This is a genomic window from Nocardia abscessus NBRC 100374, assembly GCF_000308455.1.
Taxonomy (GTDB): domain Bacteria; phylum Actinomycetota; class Actinomycetes; order Mycobacteriales; family Mycobacteriaceae; genus Nocardia; species Nocardia abscessus.
Genome location: NZ_BAFP01000272.1, coordinates 67,976 through 84,411, shown reverse-complemented (window position 1 = coordinate 84,411; position 16,436 = coordinate 67,976). Strand labels below are relative to the sequence as shown.

Here is a 16,436-nt window from a genome sequence, read left to right as displayed (position 1 = left end):
CATTGCGGTGTCATCGATCGAGGAAGCGCAGTAGTTCCGCGGTGACGAACTGGGGATTCTCCTCGACGAGCCAGTGCCCCGCGCGCGGCACGTCCACGGCTTGCACGATATTGGTCAGACGTGGGGACACGGTGGCTCGGACCGCATCGAGTTGCCCCTGGGCGGTCAGGAGAAGGGTCGGGACATGTGTCGGTGCTGCCGCCATGGTGTCGCGGACGTCTTTGTCGAGGGTGCGGTAGAGCTCGAAGCCGCCTGCGAGGACCTCGGGCCTGCTGTAACTGCGTGCGAATTCAGTGATCTCGGCGTCGGTGAAGGGGGCTCGGTCCGACGTGCCGCCGAATGCCGTTCCGCCGAAGGAGACTTGTGGGTAGAACAAGGCCAGGTACTCGCGGACGTCGTCGCCGACCACCGTTTCGGGGACCCGCCGCTGGGTGTGGAAGGCGACGTGCCAGCTCAGTGAGCGGTATGTGGGCGCATCGATCGCGGGCCCAGGCAGCGGCAGGTCGAGATAGCCGAGACGTGTGGTGTCGGCGGGGAATTGAGCGGCGTACTGGAATGCGACGGCGGCGCCGAAGTCATGGCCGATGACGCGGGCGTCGCGCACTCCGAGCTGGTCGGCGATGAGGGTGTGTATGTATCGCGCGAGGGTGGCCTTGTCGTAGCCGGTCGGTGAGCCGGTGCTGTCGCCCAGTCCGGGGAGATCGAGGGCGTAGACGGTGTGGTGTTCGGCGAGTGCGGGCATGATCGGCCACCAGCCGTACCAGGTCTGTGGCCAGCCGTGGATCAGGACGACCGGCGTGCCGCTACCGCCGGTCACATAGTGCATACCGACACCGTCGACGTCGGCGAACTCGTGCCGGAAAGTCTCCTCGAACGCGGGGTCGCCCTGGGTGGCGGTGGCGTAGGGGGCGACGTCATGGGTGGTGGCGGAGCAGGCTGCGGCGCCCATCGTGATCAGGAGGGTGAGCGCGACGGCAACCATCGCGCGTGCGGGTCGGAGGAGGGCGCGCGTCGGCGGCCGGGTCACGGTGATCATGTGGTCCTTTTCCTGGACAAGATGTCAGCGGCCTGTCGCGCCGTCGATCAGTTCGCGGAGGATGTCTGCGTGGCCGGCGTGTCGGGCGGTTTCCTCGATCATGTGGGTGAGTGCCCAGCGGAGGCTGGGAACGGGGCTGTTCGGCCGCCGCCGGGGGACGGGTGCGCCGAGTTCGGTGCATTCATCGAGCACTTTGTTCGCGTGTTCGACCGTTTGCCGGTAGCGGGCGACGACGTCGGCGACGCTGTCGGCCGGCGCGGCCTGGAAGGTCGCCTGCCAGTTGGTGACTGTGTCTCCCAGGAACGTCGAGCGCTCGACGAAAGTGAGGTGCTCGAGCAGTCCGAGCAGGTTCGTGCCCGACGGCACTGCGGCTGTTCGGACCTCCGGTTCGGCGGCGCCTTCGACCTTCGCTGCGATCGAGGTCCGCAGGTAGTCGAGGAAACCGCGCAGGGTTTCGGCCTCGGTGCTTCCGGTCCGGGGCGGCGGGTTGTCGCCGCGGCGGTTGCGGTGGGAGGCGGTGGGCATGGTGGCTCCTTCCAGCGGGAGCGGCTTCGGCGGCTGGTCAGGCGGTGCGGCGGATGAGCAGGACGTGGTCGGTGACCTCGGCGGTGCGCCCGTCCGGTCCGGTCGCGATCCGGTGGGGTGCGTCAGCCCGCTCGACCGTCCATGTCGCCGGGTCGAGCCCGATTCCCGCGGCGACCTCGTGGGGGGTCGGGTACCGCAGGTCGGGATCCTGGTTCCATGACCACGGCGCGGTGGATCCGTGGTCGACGACCAGCAGCCGCCCACTCGAACGCAGCGCCTGCGCGGCCGCGCGCAGGACGGTTGCCCGATCCAGGTCGAAGGGGGTGTGCAGGTAGTGGGCGCAGATCAGGTCGAACCGGCCCTGCGGGAAGGATTCGCGCAGGTCGTGCCGCTCGGCGACGATGCGGTCGCCGAGGCCGTGTGAGATGGCGAGGCGGCCGAGCCGCCCGACCGCGACGGCCGAGATGTCGATGGCGGTGACGTGCCAACCCCGGTGGGCGAGCCACAGTGCGTCGCCACCTGCGCCGCATCCCAGATCCAACATCTTTCCGGGCGGCAGGCTCGAAACCAACTCGGCGAGACGGTAATTCGGCTGCGGGGCGGTGGCTTCCGGTCGGGCGGCGTAGACGCCGTCCCAGAATGTGACCGCATCGGTGGTGCTCATCGAGGCTCCTAGTGTCGGGACGCGCTCAGTCTCGCCGCGCACACCGCGATCTGGCACGAAATCTTGCGGTTCCGGCAAGATGGGCTCGTGGACCCCGAAACAAACGATGTACTCGACGCGGTGGGGCCGCGGCTGCGTGCGCTGCGACGCGACCGCGGCATCACCCTCGCCGATCTCGCAGTGCGGACCGGGGTGTCGGAGAGCACCCTGTCGCGGCTGGAGAGCGGGCAGCGCCGGGCGAGTCTGGAGTTGCTGCTGCCGCTGGCACGCACCTACGACGTTCCGCTGGACGAGCTCGTCGGCGCCCCCCGCACCGGCGACCCCCGGGTCCACCTGAAGCCGATCCGGCGGTTCGGGATGATCTTCATTCCGCTTTCCCGCCGGCCCGGCGGTACCCAGGCGTTCAAGATGATCATCCCCGCTCGGCCGGAACCGCTGGAACCGACGCCGCAAACGCACGAAGGCTTCGAGTGGCTGTACGTGCTCAACGGTCGCCTGCGGCTGGTGCTCGGCGAGCGCGACCTGACGTTGTCGGCCGGTGAGGCAGCCGAATTCGACACGTCCTTGCCGCACTGGCTGGGCAGCGCCGACGGCGGCGTGGTGGAGCTTCTCATCCTGTTCGGCTTGCAAGGGATGCGTGCGCACGTGCGGCCCGACGCTCCTCTGGTGCCGCACGGAGGGACTCAGCGGTGAGCTGCGCCCGCAACCGCGTCGGCTGATCGATCGACCGGCCGAAGCGCAGGTGCACCCCTGTCACCTGTTGACGACCGTCGACCCAGATGGCGTTCGGCGGAGGGCAACTCGGCGGTTCAGAACGCGTAGCGCACCGTCAACCAGGGTGCCCGCTGGGCAATGAGGTCGGTCAGCGTCTCGACCCCGGCGGCCTTGACGTTGTTGCGATAGCGCACGTTCCACATGCCCGATTGGGAGCGCTTGGCCTGCTGGATCTCCGGGCGCCACAACAGTTCCTCGGACTTCGGATGCCAGCCGAGGTTGAGTTCGTGCAATTGCTCGTTGTGCGTGAGCATGATGATCTCCGCAGCGGCCTGGGCCTTGAACGCGGAACCCGTGCCGTCCGAGAGCTGATCCAGCAGCTCCGCCCAGTCCTCCTCCCACCCGGGACGGACGACCACAGGCGAAAAGTTGACGTGCACCTCGTAGCCCGCTGCCACGAAGTCGTCGATCGCGGCGATCCGCTGCCGGATCGGCGTGGTGCGCAGGTCGAGCAGCTGGGAGTCGGCCTCGGGCATGAGCGAGAACCTGATCCGGGTACGCCCGCGGGGGTCGAGGTCGAGCAGGTCCCGGTTGACGTACTTGGTGGCGAACGACGCCTTCGCGGTGGGCCACGCGCCGAACGCAGTGATCAGGTCGGCGACGTTGTCGCTGACCAGGGCGTCGACCGAGCAGTCGCTGTTCTCGCCAAGGTCGTAGACCCACGCGTGGGGGTCGCACTGGTTCGGCACGGTCTTGGGCCCCTGCCTGCGCACGTGACCTGCGAGGTAGCCGATGATCTTGTCGATGTTCGTGAACACCGTGATCGGGTTGGCGTAGCCCTTGCGGCGGGGGGACGTAGCAGTAGGCGCACGCCATCGCGCAGCCGTTGGACGTCGAGGGTGCGATCCAGTCGGCCGAGCGACCGTTCTCCCGGGCCGTCAGCGACTTCTTGATCCCGAGCACGAGGTCCTCGGTCTTGACCCGGATCCAGCGGTCGATGTTGCCCGCGTTGCCGTGCAGCTCGTCGATCTTCCAGTGCGAGGCGACGGTGATGACCTCGGCATCGGGGAAGCGCGCGCGCACCTGCCGGCCGCGCGGGCTCGCCAGCGCGTCCGGTTCGGCCCACAGCCGACGGACGTCCAGCAGGCGGGGGCCCGAGGTGGGCAGGAAGGGGTCGGGAGCTCTGGCGGATCGAGTCATGACCTCTGCCTACTCCACTCCACCGACATTCCGGTGGGCGCGAGCGACCCCGGGTGAGCAGTGCGACCGCCCAGGCCGGGTCGCTCGGGTCAGCGATGGCTCATCGGTACTGACCGCGAAGACAGGGAACCTGCCTTCGCGGGGGTGGGGCTGGAAGCGGACGCGCATCGGACGGCCCGGCGACGAGGGGATCTCCCCTTCGATGGACGTGTATACCAACGGCCCTTCGTCGAGTTCGACGATGGCGATCGTCAGCGGCACCAACTCACCATGCCGGTCGGCCGGGGCGCGATCCACCACCCGCCATGACACGACGGAACCCGTGCCCGACGATGGCACACTCTCGAGTTCGTCCGATCCGCAGGACGAACAGGCAGCCGTTATCGGCGCGAGCAACTTGTCGCACTGCACGCAGAGGTAGAGCATCAACATGCCATTCCGGCACAGTGCGCTGCCGTCGCTGCCGACATTCGAAGCGTTGTTCACCTTGTTCGTGTGCATACGAGCCTCCCGAGAGGGTGCTGGCAAAGTCCGCTCCAGCCTGCCTCGACAGGCCGCGCCGCGCGTCGGCCGAATGACCCGGGACATACCTGTTTTTTCCTGCCGCGTGACAGTGCGGCCAGCACCTGTGCGGGCTCGCCGACCGCCCGAGTCTTCGAATCGCTCGGGCGCGCCATCTTGCGTTCCATCGGTTCCGCGGCGCCATACGTGCGCGCCGACGAACCGATCAGGAATCGAGAAGCGCCGCGCAGCGAGCCGCAAATAACGTGGCCGCTGTGTGCATCACACGGTTCTACGAACTTAGGAGACAGGGAATGAAATCGAAGATGAGTTCGGTCCTCCTCGGGGTCCAGGACATGGACCGGTCGAAGCGTTTCTATGTGGAGGGGCTCGGTTGGAAAATCGATCGGGACTATGGCGTATCGGTGTTCTTTTCATCAGAGGGCGGGCCGCTCATCGGTTTCTACGGTCGCGATGGTCTGGCCGCCGAGATGGGCACGAATCCGGAGGGCAGCGGTTTCAGCGGGCTGGCCCTGACCTACGTGGTCCGCAGCGAGTCGCGGGTCGATGAGATTCTCGCCGAAGCCGAGAAGGCAGGCGCCACGATCCTCAAGCCTGCCGCCGCCACGGAGTGGGGTGGATACGGCGGCACCTTCGCGGACCCGGACGGCTACATCTGGAGCATCGGCTACAGCGCCCAGGCGGCAGATCAGCCGTACGCGGAATAGTCCGCCGAGTTGAACCATTGAGTCCTGGCGGGTACCGGCGAAAAGCCCGCGGAAGAAGTTGGCTGGTGCCACGGATAACAGCCTGTCATCCGTGGCGCGGCAGCGCTGACCAAGGATCTACGGTGGAGAGATGACCGCCTTGGAATATCGGCATCTGCTGGTCGCGCGGGACGGTGACACGGTGCGCATCACCATGAACCGGCCGGAGCGGCGCAATGCGCTGTCGGGCGAGCATCTGGCCGAACTGCTCGCCTCCTTCCGGGACGCCGGCGAGACCGACGCCACCGGGATAGTGCTCGGGGCGCACGGCCCGGTGTTCTCCGCGGGACACGACTTCGCCGACGTCGCCGCGCGTGACCTGCTCGGTGTGCGGGAACTGCTCACACTGTGCACCGAGCTGATGTCGACCATCGAGTCGGTGCCGCAGGTAGTGATCGCCCGGGTGCAAGGTCTGGCCACGGCCGCCGGCTGCCAGCTGGTGGCCTCGTGCGATCTCGCTGTCGCCGCCGAATCGGCCGGTTTCGCGCTCCCCGGCGGCAAAGGGGGCTGGTTCTGCCACACCCCTGCGGTGCCGGTGGCCCGCGCCGTCGGCCGTAAACGCCTGATGGAACTGGCCCTCACCGGCGACCCGATCGACGCCCGCACCGCCGAACAGTGGGGTCTGATCAACCGGGCGGTGCCGGACGCCGAGCTGGACGCCGCAGTGGGCGAGTTGCTCGCGCGCGCTACCCGTGGCAGCCGTGCCAGCAAGGCACTCGGCAAACGCACTCTCTACGCCCAACTCGACCGCCCCGAAGCAGATGCCTACGCTCTCGCCCTGGAAGTCATGGCCGCCGCCGCGCAACTTCCCGGCGCGCGCGAGGGGATGGCGGCGTTCCTGGCGAAGCGCCCACCCGTCTGGCGTGATTGAGCTTCCACCAGTTGGGCGTACGATCCGCTTGTGGCGGTGATCCTGGTGACGGGCATGTCCGGCACGGGGAAGTTGGCCGCGCTGATTGCGTTGGAACAGCTGGGATCCGCTGGTCGAAGTGGTGGATCAACTGGTATCGCTCGCAGGTCCACCACCTTCGAAGGGGCAGTTGTCGCATTCTCGGAGGCAGGGGGCGCTCGACGGGCCGGATGGCCGAGAGACAGCATGATCAGCGGCGAACGACGTCGAAGACGATGCCCTCGATCGTGATTCCCGGCGCGAACGAGAACGCGACGCCCGTCGAGATCGGCTTGTCCGCCCCTGTCTCACCGGCTATCCGTTCGAGCACGAAGACCAGTGAGACGCTCGACATGTTTCCGTACTCACCGAGAACGCCCCAGCTCGTCGACGAGGCCTCCGGCGGGAGGCCGAGCGATCGCGCGGATTCGAGCAAGATCTTCGGCCCGCCCGGGTGGATTGCCCACACATCGACGTCTGGCTGTCGTAATTCATTGCGGCGCAGAATGTCTCCGACGACGGGAGCAACGCCGTTGTAGATGTACTGGGGTACGTTCTCGGACAGCTCGCACGTGATGGCGTCGGGGTTGACGCCGACCGCGATGCCGTCTTGGGTGCCCTCGAACAGGTGGGTGAAGTTGTCACGGATAACGATCGTTCCGGCTTCGGCACGCTCTGCCCCTTGGCGCGCCCCGATGACGACCGCGCCGCAGCCGTCTCCGAACAGGCTGTAGCTCACCGCGTCATCGACGTCTGCGATGGGGACGGCATGCACCGAGTTGAGCTCGATGCACAGGACCATCGCCTTCTTGCCCGGGTTGGCCCGGACGAAGTCCGAGGCGGTGCGAATTCCGTTCATCGCCGCCGCGCAGCCCATGAAGTTGACCACCAGGCGGGCGACCGACCGGGGCAGTCCGAGGTCATCGACGACCGCGACGTCAACGCCGGGCGCGATGACGCCGGTGCTCGTGGCGAACACGAGAAGTCCGAGGTCGGCCGGGTCGACACCGTCGAGCGCTCGCCGCGCCACATCGATCGCCAGTGGGACGGCGTGGCGGTAGAACAGCTGCATGCGATCTTGGATCGTCGCTGGTTTGCCGCTGGGCGCATGATGTCGAGGATCCAGCGGGTCGACCGCGAATCGCCGGGTGTCGATCATGGTCTTGCGGAAGATGCGTCTGATCCGGGTTTGCTGCTCCGGATCGGTGAATTGCCCAGCTATCCAGTCGGCTGCGACGGTTTGGTCGAGGACCTGGCTAGGCGAACCGGTCGCGATTGCTTCGATGACGGGGACGGTCGTCCGCGGCGGTGAGGGAGTTGTGTGCTCGCGCGCGTGCGCAGCCCTGCGGGTGAGACGTGGCTGTTCGAGAGCGATTGACATAAGGCTCGTTCTTCCTCGCCTGAGCGATTGGGGATGAGTACTCCAATCGTCGAGTAGCGAACGCCTGGCAAATAGGCACCCAAGGGGTGTGGATCCCCCACCCCGGCCTCCGAGTTGCTCGAGTGCGAGGCAAGCGCTCGCGGTCGAGCCCTGCCGGCGAGGGTGTTCGTTGGCGCGAACCTTCCTACTTGTCGTGCTGTCGGCGCACCATCTCGGTGATCCAGATGGGCGCGAACGGCGAGGTGGGTATGGCCCAGGTCGCCATGCATGCCTTACTGCACACCGCGCACCTCCTGTCGATTACTCGGTACTTGATATCAGTTAATCGATTGGTGCATCGGTAGGCCGTCGCGGGAAAGGAGTCAACATGCGTGGGGCGAACTCCGCGCCGATTCGCGTGGTCGAGGCGCCGGCCGAACGGTCAACTCTCTTGGTAAGCATCTTCCGCGACCCACGCGGCGATCTGCGCGCGAGAGGTGAATCCGAGTTTGCTCAGGATATGTTCCACATGGCCTTCTGTGGTGCGTTGCGAGAGAACAAATTTCGCGGCGATCTGCTTGTTGGTGAGTCCTTGGGCGACAAGGTCCGCGACCTGCCGCTCACGCTTGGTCAATTTCAGTGTCGAAGGGGGCTGCGTGGCGGTTGACGGCTCCTCCAGTGCGTAGGCCACTCCAGCACTCATCCCCAGAGCCTGGCCGCGCCGGAATGCCGCATCGAATTTTCGTGCCCCGAGCGCGCGACGCACCATGCGCTCACATTCATCGTGATATTGGGTCAGCTCTGTGAAAAAGGTGGCGACGCCGGAGGCGGACCACAACAGATTTTCCGCGGCACCCATCAGGACGGCCGAGCGCTCACCATTGCCATCGGCGATGGTCCAAGCCAGCCCCTCGAGGTCGAGGGCAGCGACGACCGGGCTGCCCACGCGCCGATTGACCCGCAGCGATTCCAGCAGCAACTCTTGTGCCCGGGACCGCTCGCCCTGCTGCCATACGGCAATGGCGATACCCCACAGCGTGGTCGACCGAAAAAGCGACTCACCGCACGCTTCGGTGATGGTGAGTATTCGCTCGTGATACTCCAGCGCCCGGCTTATATTGCCCTGGAGTGCGTGTGCCCAACCGAGCATGGACAACGCGGCGACATACAGATATTCCGGCCTGTCCGATTCGAACACTCCGAGGGCAGGCTCGAGCGCGGATACCGCCCGGTCGAGTTCACCTCGATACAGCGCCAGAGCGCCGTCGGCGTACGAGGCCAGCGCCTGGGATGTGGGAGCGGCGTCCTGTTCGGTGAGCGCGCGTGCCTGCTCCACCAAGGTGGTCGCGTACTGCAGGTCCCCCTGCACCGCCGCCAAGATCGTGCTCGAGTGAAGTGCTCTGACGCGATCGGGTGTCGAGTGCGCGGCGGGGTGTGCGAGCACGCGGCCGAGCCAGCGGCGACCTTCGCTGTAGAGGCCCCGAAAGCTCCAGAACATGAATAGCGCGGCGGCGATGCGCAGCCCGGTTTCGGCGGCCTCCGCATCGTCCTCGGACAGGCAGAACTCGAGCGCGTCCCGGAAATTCGTTTGTTCGCGCTCGAGTCGAGCGAGCCAGTCGAGCTGCTGGTCGCTGATCCACCCGGCCTCCGCGTCCATAGCCAATCGTTGGTACCAGTCGCGGTGTCGTCGACGCAGATCGGTGTATTCGCCGGTCTCTTGCAGCTTCTTTCGCCCGTAGTCGCGCACGGTCTCGAGCATCCGGAAGCGCACGGTGCCATCCGCTGCCTCCCGAATCGCAATCGATTTGTCCACCAGAGAGGACAAACCATCGAGCAAATCCTCTGGCGCCAGGCCGGCGCCGCACACCTGCTCGGCGGCGTCTAGTTCGAAGCCGCCGGCGAACACCGATAGCCGGGCCCACAGCCGTTGCTCGACCGGTGTGCACAGCTGGTGGCTCCAGTCGATGCACCAGCGCAGTGTCTGCTGCCGGGTCGGCGCGGTGCGACTGTTGCGGGTGAGCAGCGCGTACCGGTTGGTGAGCCGCTGCAGGATCTGCTCGGGCGACATGGTGCGCATCCGGGCCGCCGCGAGTTCGATCGCCAGCGGCAAGCCGTCCAGCCGGGAACAGATCCGAGCCACCGTGGACTTGTTCCCCTCGGCAAGTTCGAAGCCCGGCACCGCCGCGGCGGCGCGGTCGGTGAACAACGTGACCGCGTCGTATTTGGGCAGTCCCCGCAACGTCGGCTCGCGATCGGGATCCGGGACCGTCAGTGGCAACACCCGCACCATCGCTTCCCCGGCGATGTCCAGCGGCTCGCGGCTGGTGACGAGGATCCGCAGATTCGGACAAGCCGCCAACAACGTCTCGGCCAGCTCCGCCGAGGCTGCCACCACGTGCTCGCAGCTGTCGAGAACCAGCAGCGCTTCCTGCGAGCCCAGGAATCGGACCAGAACGTCGAGCAGCGACCGGTCGGACTGATCCCGCAGGCCCAGGGTGCCCGCGACGACTTCGACCAGCAGTAACGGGTCGCGCAGATCGGCCAGCTCGACGATCCACACCCCATCGGCGAAATCGCGCCGAGCCTTGGTCGCCACCCGGAGCGCCAGCCGGGTCTTTCCGACGCCACCGATCCCGGCCAACGTCACCAGCCGACAGGCCGACAGCAGATTCTTCACCTCCGACGTCTCGGTGCGGCGGTCGACGAAACTGGTCAGCTCGAGCGGCGGATGGCGGGTGTCGCCGCGGATCCCCGCCGTAGCGGGCGGTGCCCATACTCGCAGCGACGGTGTCTGATTCCGCGGCCCGCGGGCCGGTCTCGCGTGCAGCGCCATCTCACCGACCTGGTATCCGTGACACTGCTGTATCCGCCGGATGGCCTCGCCGATCGCAGCCACCGACGGCCGCTCCCGCGGGTCCCGGCTCATCGCCGATTCCACCAGGGCCGACACGTCGTCGGGAATGCCGCTTTCCCGCAGATCCGGCACCGGCTCGCTGGTGGTCCGCAGGAACTGCGCTACCACCTGCTCACCGCTGCGGCGTTCGAACGCGGCATGCCCGGTGAGGGCGCAGAACAAGGTCGCACCGAGGCCGTAGACATCCGTGGCCGGAGTCGGGGCATCGCCGCCGAGCGCCTCGGGCGCGGTGAATGCCGGGGACCCGGTGAGGGTGCCCGCGGTCGTTTGAAATGCATCGGCGATGCGCGCGATACCGAAATCGGTCAACGCCGGCTCGCCGAAATCGGTGAAGAGAATGTTTCCCGGTTTCACATCGCGATGCACAATTCCGAGCTGGTTCGCGCTTTCCAGCGCACCAGCGATCTTCAACCCGATCCACAGCACGGTCTCCACCGGCAACGCGCCCTGCCGACGAATCCAGGCATCCAGCGAATCCAAGGGGTAATAGGGCATCACCAGGTAGGGACGCCCGCTTTCGGTGACACCCGCTTGGAGCACAGTGACGATGTTCGGATGTCCGGTCAGCCGACCCATCGCCCGCTGCTCGCGCAAGAATCGCGCCTGGTTGTCCTCGTCGAGTTCGGCGGTCAGCACCTTCACCGCCACCGTGCGCTCCAGGGCTACCTGTGTGCAGCGATAGACCTCACCGAAACCGCCGTGCCCGACCTGCTCGGCGGCCTCGAACCCGGACGCACTCAAATCGGCCGTGACGGGTGTGATCGTGTCGCGGCGGGTCCGGAGTGGATCCTCGTCTGTCATCTACGGCATGCGATTCACCGGGCATGTGGGCGAACACCGGGAACACCATGCGCTCACCTTGGATGATGACCAGCGTATCGCAAACAAAGGCGAACGGTCTGCCCGTCCGAATCGAGAATTCCAGGTGTACACATCCGGCCCCACCGGCCGAAACAGGGGCGTATTTACGTATTTATCCGCCATGCCCACATCAGCGAGTCCGTCAAACGATGCTTCAGCCCGCGCACCTTGACGCTGTCGGTCCGTCGTGGACGCAGCGCCTCGCCCATCATCTGCAAGAACCGCCTGCGGGTCACGCCAAAGGTCACGAGCAGCTCGCCGGCATCGGCGCCGCCGAACGGCGCCCATCGGATCGCGAAACCGACCAGGGACCTGTCCGCCGAGTCGAGAGATTTCGCGCCCGCCAAGAGATCGCATTGGCGAAGCGAGGTCCGTACCCACGATGCGTCGTAGCAATGCTCTGCATCGGAACGACGCGTCGACCGCGCATTGTTCGAAGCGTTCCCGCACTGCGGCGCGGGACCGACGCCGTCATCCGAACCGGGCGCAACAGGGCAGACGGCGAACACGGGGAATCGGTCCACCCGAGACCGCGGCTCGAATCGCACCCGGACGGGCCGACTGGAGAACGGTGGAACGTCTCCTTCGATCGTCGTACATACCCACGGACCCTCGTCGAGTTCCACAATGGCGATCGTCAACGGCACGACTGGGGCGTGCGCACAGCTCAGGCTTCGATGGATAAGTCGCCACGAGACGATCGAACCGATACCAGACGATGGCACCGACTCGAGATCCCCCGGCAGACACGAGGAACACACAGCGGTCAGCGGCGCAAATAACTTTCTACAGCGCCCGCACCGCTGAATCATCAATATTTTCTGGTCTCGTACGGGTTTGCCGCTGGGCTCGGATATGTGCTCGGGCATCTAGACCTCGGCGTGGTAGCTGTGATTCTGTCCCTACGAAGCGTGTCCGCCTCGGAGCCCGACCGCGACCGTCGAACTACTAGGGGGCATACCTACTTCTGCGGAGCGTTCCCGCGCACAGACCCTCCGGCAGACGTCACTTGCTCGAGTCAATGGTCGAATTTCGTCCGAGTGCCTCGCTGCGGTCAGTCCTCAGGGGCCGAGAACCGGGATCGACGTGCTGGATCATGTCGGGGCAGCCCAACAGACGGCACGCGCGACCCGACTGCCGCGTGGTGAGCGAGATCGAAATTCTTGCAGTAATCGAATATTCGATATACTCTATCAAATCAGCTTGTTTTCTGAAGGTGATGCGTGGGCGAAAGGAGCCAGAATGCGGGGAGCGGTATCGGCGCCGACAGCACGGGTAGTCGATATCATCGAGTTGCTGTCCCGCCCCGGCAGTGAACGGCTGCGTTACAGCGACATCGCTCGCGAGCTGGACCTGACGCAGGCCACCACACACGCGATTCTCAAAACCCTGTGCGACCGGGGGTGGGTCAGCCGCGATCCCGCCGCCAAGACTTTCGCGCTCGGGCCCGGTCTGGCTCCGGTGGCGGCGGCGGTCAGCACTCGCCCGTTCGTCGAGGCCGCGCGGGCTGCGGTGGTCGAACTCGCCGCAGAGTTCGGCTATGCCGCCTCGGTTACCGAGAAATTCACCGACGACTCCTTGGTGATCACGGCGTTCGAAGGTGGCGAGCGACTGTGGCCGGGTGATCGCATCCCGTACGCTCCGCCGTTCGGCGCCGGGTTCGCGGCCTGGGATACCGAGGAGGGGCGCCGGGCTTGGATCCAGCGGACCGCACCCGCCGGCACACCGACTTCGAAGCGACTGGCCGAAGGGCTGGCCGCGGTGCGTGATCGCGGATTCGACGTGGACTGCACCTCCCCTGCCCTGGGCCAGGCCGCGAGCTTGCTGGGCACCCTCGACACCGGCGCCATCGCGCTCCCGCCGAACATCCGCGAGACTCTCGATCAACTCAGGGCGGAATTCACCACGATCGGATTCCCCGACGCCACGTCCGGCCCGGTCGCGGCGATCGCGGCGCCGGTCCTGGATCCACGAGGTCATGTCGCACTGCTGATAGCGGTGCATCCCCTAGTCGAGCTCCCCTCCGAACGCATCGAGGCCATCGGACGACATCTGACCAGGAAGGCCGCGGCGATCACTACCCTGCCCCGGCCCGGCCGCTCCTGAGTCCGCCTGGCCGGGTATCCCGCGCGTGGGCGACAACGGACCCCCGCGTCCGGCCGTCACTCGCGCCCGGGTTTCACAATCCGAAAACCGACCAAAAGCGTGTCGGGGTCATGCCTCGTCGCAGTGCCGACATGGAGCGGCATGGCGTCTTCGGTTCCGTGTGAGAATCAGCGGGAGAACGGCCGGTCTCTTTCGGGAGCCACAGCGGCCGAACCTGCGGTGTCGCCGACGCCGCAGCCGAGCGACACAGGTAGTTCGATGCCCGAAACACATTCCGAGTTCACCCGCAGACAGTCCTGGGAGCGGAGGACCGGCATTCCGCTGATGATGCTGGCCGTCGCGTTCCTCGGCGTCTACGCCTGGCAGGTGCTCGATACCGGTGCCTCACCTCGTCTCGACGCCTGGCTCACCCGGGTCGACGTGGTGATCTGGGCGGCGTTCGCGCTGGACTTCGCGGTGCGGTGGTGGCTGTCCGGCAATCGGTCGCGGTTCCTGCGCACCCATCCGGTCGACCTGCTGATCGTGGTGCTGCCACCGCTTCGCCCGTTGCGGCTGCTGCGGGCCGCCATGCTCGTGATCGGCACGTTGAACCGGAACACGACCACCAGAGCCAGGCTCGCGGTGTTCGTCGGAGCCAGTTCGATACTCCTGCTGCTGCTGTGCAGTCTGGCCTTCTTCGACGCCGAGTACGGGGCGACCGACAGCAAGATCCACAATTTCGGTGACGCGCTGTGGTGGTCGATGGTGTCGGTGACCACCGTCGGCTACGGCGATGTGTATCCGGTGACGACCGAAGGTCGTTTGATCTCGTTGATCCTGATGACCTTGGGCATCGGCCTGATCAGTTTCGCGATCGGCACCACTACCAGCTGGGTGATGGATCAGCTGAAGAGTGTCGAGGCGAATGTGGAGAATACCGACCGGGAGCTCACCGAACTCGTCGCCGAGATCAGAGCCCTGCGCGCCGAAGTGGCCGCTCTGCGCTCCCCTGCGGTCGCGCCGGATACCGTACCGGCCGAATGACCCGCGGATCACCGTGCCCTTGCGCACACAAGGCCGCGCACCGATCGGCGCGCGTCTGGTGGCGGTGCTCGCGGTGGCATACCGCCCCGGCACGGGGGCGTTGGCGGTGGCGGACGCCCCCGGAATCGCGACTTGACGTTGACACCGTGACAAGGTCTTCACTGAGTGCAGGAGGTGGTCCCCATCAACTCGCCACACAGGAATTCACCGGACACGCGCCTGCTCGACGCGTTGGGCGCCGGAAACTCGTCGACGCGGCTCCAGGCGGCTCTGGCCGCTGGTACGCACCCCGAGCCCGGGCTCATCGATACCCTCGTAGCACGGTGCGCGATCGAGCCGGACTTTTTCGTGCGCGACATGCTCACATGGGCGTTGACTCGTTTCCCGTCGGAGATCACGGTGCCCATACTTCGTGCGGAGCTCCGTTCCGAGCGCGCTCAGGCCCGGAGCCAGGCGTTGCATACGCTGTCCAAGATCGGGGACGCGACTGCGTGGCCCGCGATCACGCGGTCGTTGCTGCACGACGCCGACGACGAGGTCGCGCGCAGCGCATGGCGTGCTGCCGTCGTCCTCGTGCCCGCCGAGGAACAGAAATGGCTGGCCGCGGAACTGGCCGCACAACTCGGTCGCGGCGACCGAGTTGTGCAACTGAGTCTCAGCCGAGCGCTCGTCGCACTCGGCGACGGGATCGAGCCTGTCCTGCGGACGGGACTGGCGAGCCTGGACCCGACGGTGCGTGCGCATGCCCGCGCTACCCAGCGGCTTCTGCACGACCCGGATGCCGGTTTCGACCCAGCCGTCGACGAGGCGAAGCGGATCGTCGCGCTGGGCCCGGAACGGGTCGAGGGAACAGCGTGCTGATCGGTGAGGTGGCACGCCGCTCGGGGGTGAGCACCCGGATGCTCAGGCACTACGACAACCTCGGACTGGTGCGGCCGACAGGCCGTACCGTGGGTGGCTACCGCGAGTACTCCGCCGAGGACATTCGCCGGATCTTCCACGTGGAATGCCTACGGTCCCTGGGATTGTCGCTGCGACAGATCGGACGCGCTCTGGAGGATCCCGCCTTCACGCCGTCCGCACTGGTCGGTGACCTCATCCGACGCACCGAAGAGCGACTGAATCGGGAGCAGGAGCTACTCGAGCGACTCCGTACGGTCGATGCCTCGGCGCCCTCCGGCTGGCAGGACGTGCTGCGCATCGTCGAGCTGCTGCACGGGCTCAACTCGCCCGATGCTGCGCGCCGGCAGCAAACCGTCCTGGCCCCGGCCGAGGACGTGCCGGTTCCCCTCGAGCTGCTGGCTGGGGCGGTCCTCGCCGAATCGGATCCGAATGTCGCCGGTGCTCTACGGTGGGCCCTCGCGCGGGCAGGCGGTGACGGTGTGGCGAGCGTGGCGTCCGGCCTGCGCTCGGAGAACGTCGACATCCGGCGGCGCGCCGTCCTGGCGATCGCCGAGATGCCCGGTGACGAAGCGACCGCGTTGCTCGCGGACGCACTCGGAGACTCCGACCCGACGGTGCGCGGGCATGCTGGTCTGGCGTTGGGTAAGCGCGGCGCGACCGCAGCCGTGCCGACACTCGTCGGCATGGTGGTCGAGGGGACCTGCGACGTCGAGGCGGCCGAGGTCCTCGGAACATTGGCACTGGACGCCGAGCTCGCGGACCGGATCATGAGTGCGCTGGTCGATGAACTCGCCGCACATGCGGCGGACTCCACAGTGCGGATACGCCTGGCCCAGGCCTTCGCCGAGATGCCGGGAACCATCGCGCTGGGCGTCCTGCGGCAATTGGCCCACGACGACGATCGGGCTGTCGCTCTCATCGCGTCGGCCCTCGCGGGTGTGATCGAAGAGCGGTCCGAGCACTGAACCCGGTG

Annotated in this window: 16 protein-coding genes and 1 pseudogene; 8 read left to right on the top strand and 9 right to left on the bottom strand. The window is 66.7% G+C overall.

What is annotated here, in order from left to right; genetic code table 11:
- Nucleotides 1-10: 10 nt before the first annotated feature.
- The 3 genes from ON19_RS35905 to ON19_RS35895 are packed head-to-tail and all read right to left on the bottom strand — an operon-like array spanning nt 11 to nt 2,225.
- Nucleotides 11-1,036 carry an alpha/beta fold hydrolase gene (locus ON19_RS35905; protein WP_043703350.1) on the bottom strand — a complete coding sequence of 342 codons (1,026 nt, stop codon included), beginning with the start codon at nt 1,034-1,036 and terminating at the stop codon, nt 11-13.
- A 24-nt stretch (nt 1,037-1,060) separates the two neighbouring features.
- Nucleotides 1,061-1,561: a DinB family protein gene (locus ON19_RS35900; protein WP_043703347.1), complete on the bottom strand. Its 501-nt coding sequence runs from the start codon at nt 1,559-1,561 to the stop codon at nt 1,061-1,063.
- Nucleotides 1,562-1,598: 37 nt separating this feature from the next.
- The gene (locus ON19_RS35895) at nt 1,599-2,225 is read right to left on the bottom strand and encodes a class I SAM-dependent methyltransferase (protein WP_043703344.1); all 627 of its coding nucleotides are present in this window, start codon (nt 2,223-2,225) and stop codon (nt 1,599-1,601) included.
- Between the two features lie 87 nt (nt 2,226-2,312).
- On the opposite strand from ON19_RS35895, the gene ON19_RS35890 reads away from it, so the two are divergent.
- Nucleotides 2,313-2,918 (top strand): helix-turn-helix domain-containing protein, encoded by a 606-nt coding sequence (locus tag ON19_RS35890; protein ID WP_043703341.1) that lies wholly within the window; start codon nt 2,313-2,315, stop codon nt 2,916-2,918.
- A gap of 116 nt (nt 2,919-3,034) precedes the next feature.
- Here ON19_RS35890 and ON19_RS35885 read toward each other — a convergent pair whose 3' ends face one another.
- The 3 genes and pseudogenes from ON19_RS35885 to ON19_RS35880 all read right to left on the bottom strand — a co-directional run bounded on the left by ON19_RS35885 (nt 3,035) and on the right by ON19_RS35880 (nt 4,565).
- The gene (locus ON19_RS35885) at nt 3,035-3,757 is read right to left on the bottom strand and encodes a spore photoproduct lyase family protein (protein ID WP_227954765.1); all 723 of its coding nucleotides are present in this window, start codon (nt 3,755-3,757) and stop codon (nt 3,035-3,037) included.
- Nucleotides 3,758-3,848: 91 nt separating this feature from the next.
- Nucleotides 3,849-4,139, bottom strand: a pseudogene (locus tag ON19_RS44915) (hypothetical protein); the annotation flags it as partial.
- A gap of 9 nt (nt 4,140-4,148) precedes the next feature.
- Nucleotides 4,149-4,565: a Zn-ribbon domain-containing OB-fold protein gene (locus ON19_RS35880; protein ID WP_227955010.1), complete on the bottom strand. Its 417-nt coding sequence runs from the start codon at nt 4,563-4,565 to the stop codon at nt 4,149-4,151.
- A gap of 401 nt (nt 4,566-4,966) precedes the next feature.
- Here ON19_RS35880 and ON19_RS35875 point away from each other — a divergent pair, with 401 nt between their 5' ends.
- Nucleotides 4,967-5,368, top strand: coding sequence for a VOC family protein (locus ON19_RS35875; protein WP_218006538.1), 402 nt, complete (start codon nt 4,967-4,969; stop codon nt 5,366-5,368).
- 130 nt (nt 5,369-5,498) lie between these two features.
- Nucleotides 5,499-6,278 carry an enoyl-CoA hydratase-related protein gene (locus ON19_RS35870; RefSeq protein ID WP_043703336.1) on the top strand — a complete coding sequence of 260 codons (780 nt, stop codon included), beginning with the start codon at nt 5,499-5,501 and terminating at the stop codon, nt 6,276-6,278.
- A gap of 229 nt (nt 6,279-6,507) precedes the next feature.
- Here ON19_RS35870 and ON19_RS35865 read toward each other — a convergent pair whose 3' ends face one another.
- From ON19_RS35865 to ON19_RS44325, 3 genes are all read right to left on the bottom strand, one after another.
- The gene (locus ON19_RS35865; RefSeq protein ID WP_043703333.1) at nt 6,508-7,677 is read right to left on the bottom strand and encodes a type III polyketide synthase; all 1,170 of its coding nucleotides are present in this window, start codon (nt 7,675-7,677) and stop codon (nt 6,508-6,510) included.
- A 421-nt stretch (nt 7,678-8,098) separates the two neighbouring features.
- Nucleotides 8,099-11,371, bottom strand: a complete 3,273-nt coding sequence (locus tag ON19_RS35860) for a protein kinase domain-containing protein (RefSeq protein WP_043703331.1) — start codon at nt 11,369-11,371, stop codon at nt 8,099-8,101.
- Between the two features lie 164 nt (nt 11,372-11,535).
- A complete protein-coding gene (locus tag ON19_RS44325) occupies nt 11,536-12,243 on the bottom strand; it encodes a Zn-ribbon domain-containing OB-fold protein (RefSeq protein ID WP_227955009.1) in 708 nt (235 codons plus the stop codon).
- 430 nt (nt 12,244-12,673) lie between these two features.
- Between ON19_RS44325 and ON19_RS35845 the strand changes: the two genes are divergently transcribed.
- The 5 genes from ON19_RS35845 (at nt 12,674) to ON19_RS35830 (ending at nt 16,428) form a co-directional block, all read left to right on the top strand.
- Nucleotides 12,674-13,537: an IclR family transcriptional regulator gene (locus ON19_RS35845; RefSeq protein ID WP_043703328.1), complete on the top strand. Its 864-nt coding sequence runs from the start codon at nt 12,674-12,676 to the stop codon at nt 13,535-13,537.
- Between the two features lie 258 nt (nt 13,538-13,795).
- Entirely contained in the window at nt 13,796-14,560 is a 765-nt protein-coding gene (locus ON19_RS35840) for a potassium channel family protein (protein ID WP_043703326.1), read from the top strand.
- Nucleotides 14,561-14,573: 13 nt separating this feature from the next.
- Nucleotides 14,574-14,696, top strand: a complete 123-nt coding sequence (locus ON19_RS44320) for a hypothetical protein (RefSeq protein ID WP_255218457.1) — start codon at nt 14,574-14,576, stop codon at nt 14,694-14,696.
- A gap of 38 nt (nt 14,697-14,734) precedes the next feature.
- Nucleotides 14,735-15,421 carry a HEAT repeat domain-containing protein gene (locus ON19_RS35835; protein WP_218006541.1) on the top strand — a complete coding sequence of 229 codons (687 nt, stop codon included), beginning with the start codon at nt 14,735-14,737 and terminating at the stop codon, nt 15,419-15,421.
- Nucleotides 15,415-16,428, top strand: a complete 1,014-nt coding sequence (locus tag ON19_RS35830; RefSeq protein WP_043703321.1) for a MerR family transcriptional regulator — start codon at nt 15,415-15,417, stop codon at nt 16,426-16,428. The genes ON19_RS35835 and ON19_RS35830 overlap by 7 nt, the downstream gene beginning before the upstream one ends.
- The last annotated feature ends 8 nt before the right edge of the window (nt 16,429-16,436 follow it).

Excerpts from the sequence above, each read along its gene's own strand:
- ON19_RS35860 (WP_043703331.1), bottom strand. The coding sequence starts at position 11,371 with ATGACAGACGAGGATCCACTCCGGACCCGCCGCGACACGATCACACCC.
- ON19_RS35900 (WP_043703347.1), bottom strand. The coding sequence starts at position 1,561 with ATGCCCACCGCCTCCCACCGCAACCGCCGCGGCGACAACCCGCCGCCC.
- ON19_RS35870 (WP_043703336.1), top strand. The coding sequence starts at position 5,499 with ATGACCGCCTTGGAATATCGGCATCTGCTGGTCGCGCGGGACGGTGAC.
- ON19_RS35840 (WP_043703326.1), top strand. The coding sequence starts at position 13,796 with ATGCCCGAAACACATTCCGAGTTCACCCGCAGACAGTCCTGGGAGCGG.
- ON19_RS35880 (WP_227955010.1), bottom strand. The coding sequence starts at position 4,565 with ATGCTCTACCTCTGCGTGCAGTGCGACAAGTTGCTCGCGCCGATAACG.
- ON19_RS35865 (WP_043703333.1), bottom strand. The coding sequence starts at position 7,677 with ATGTCAATCGCTCTCGAACAGCCACGTCTCACCCGCAGGGCTGCGCAC.
- ON19_RS35905 (WP_043703350.1), bottom strand. The coding sequence starts at position 1,036 with ATGATCACCGTGACCCGGCCGCCGACGCGCGCCCTCCTCCGACCCGCA.
- ON19_RS44325 (WP_227955009.1), bottom strand. The coding sequence starts at position 12,243 with ATGATTCAGCGGTGCGGGCGCTGTAGAAAGTTATTTGCGCCGCTGACC.
- ON19_RS35845 (WP_043703328.1), top strand. The coding sequence starts at position 12,674 with ATGCGGGGAGCGGTATCGGCGCCGACAGCACGGGTAGTCGATATCATC.
- ON19_RS35875 (WP_218006538.1), top strand. The coding sequence starts at position 4,967 with ATGAGTTCGGTCCTCCTCGGGGTCCAGGACATGGACCGGTCGAAGCGT.
- ON19_RS35895 (WP_043703344.1), bottom strand. The coding sequence starts at position 2,225 with ATGAGCACCACCGATGCGGTCACATTCTGGGACGGCGTCTACGCCGCC.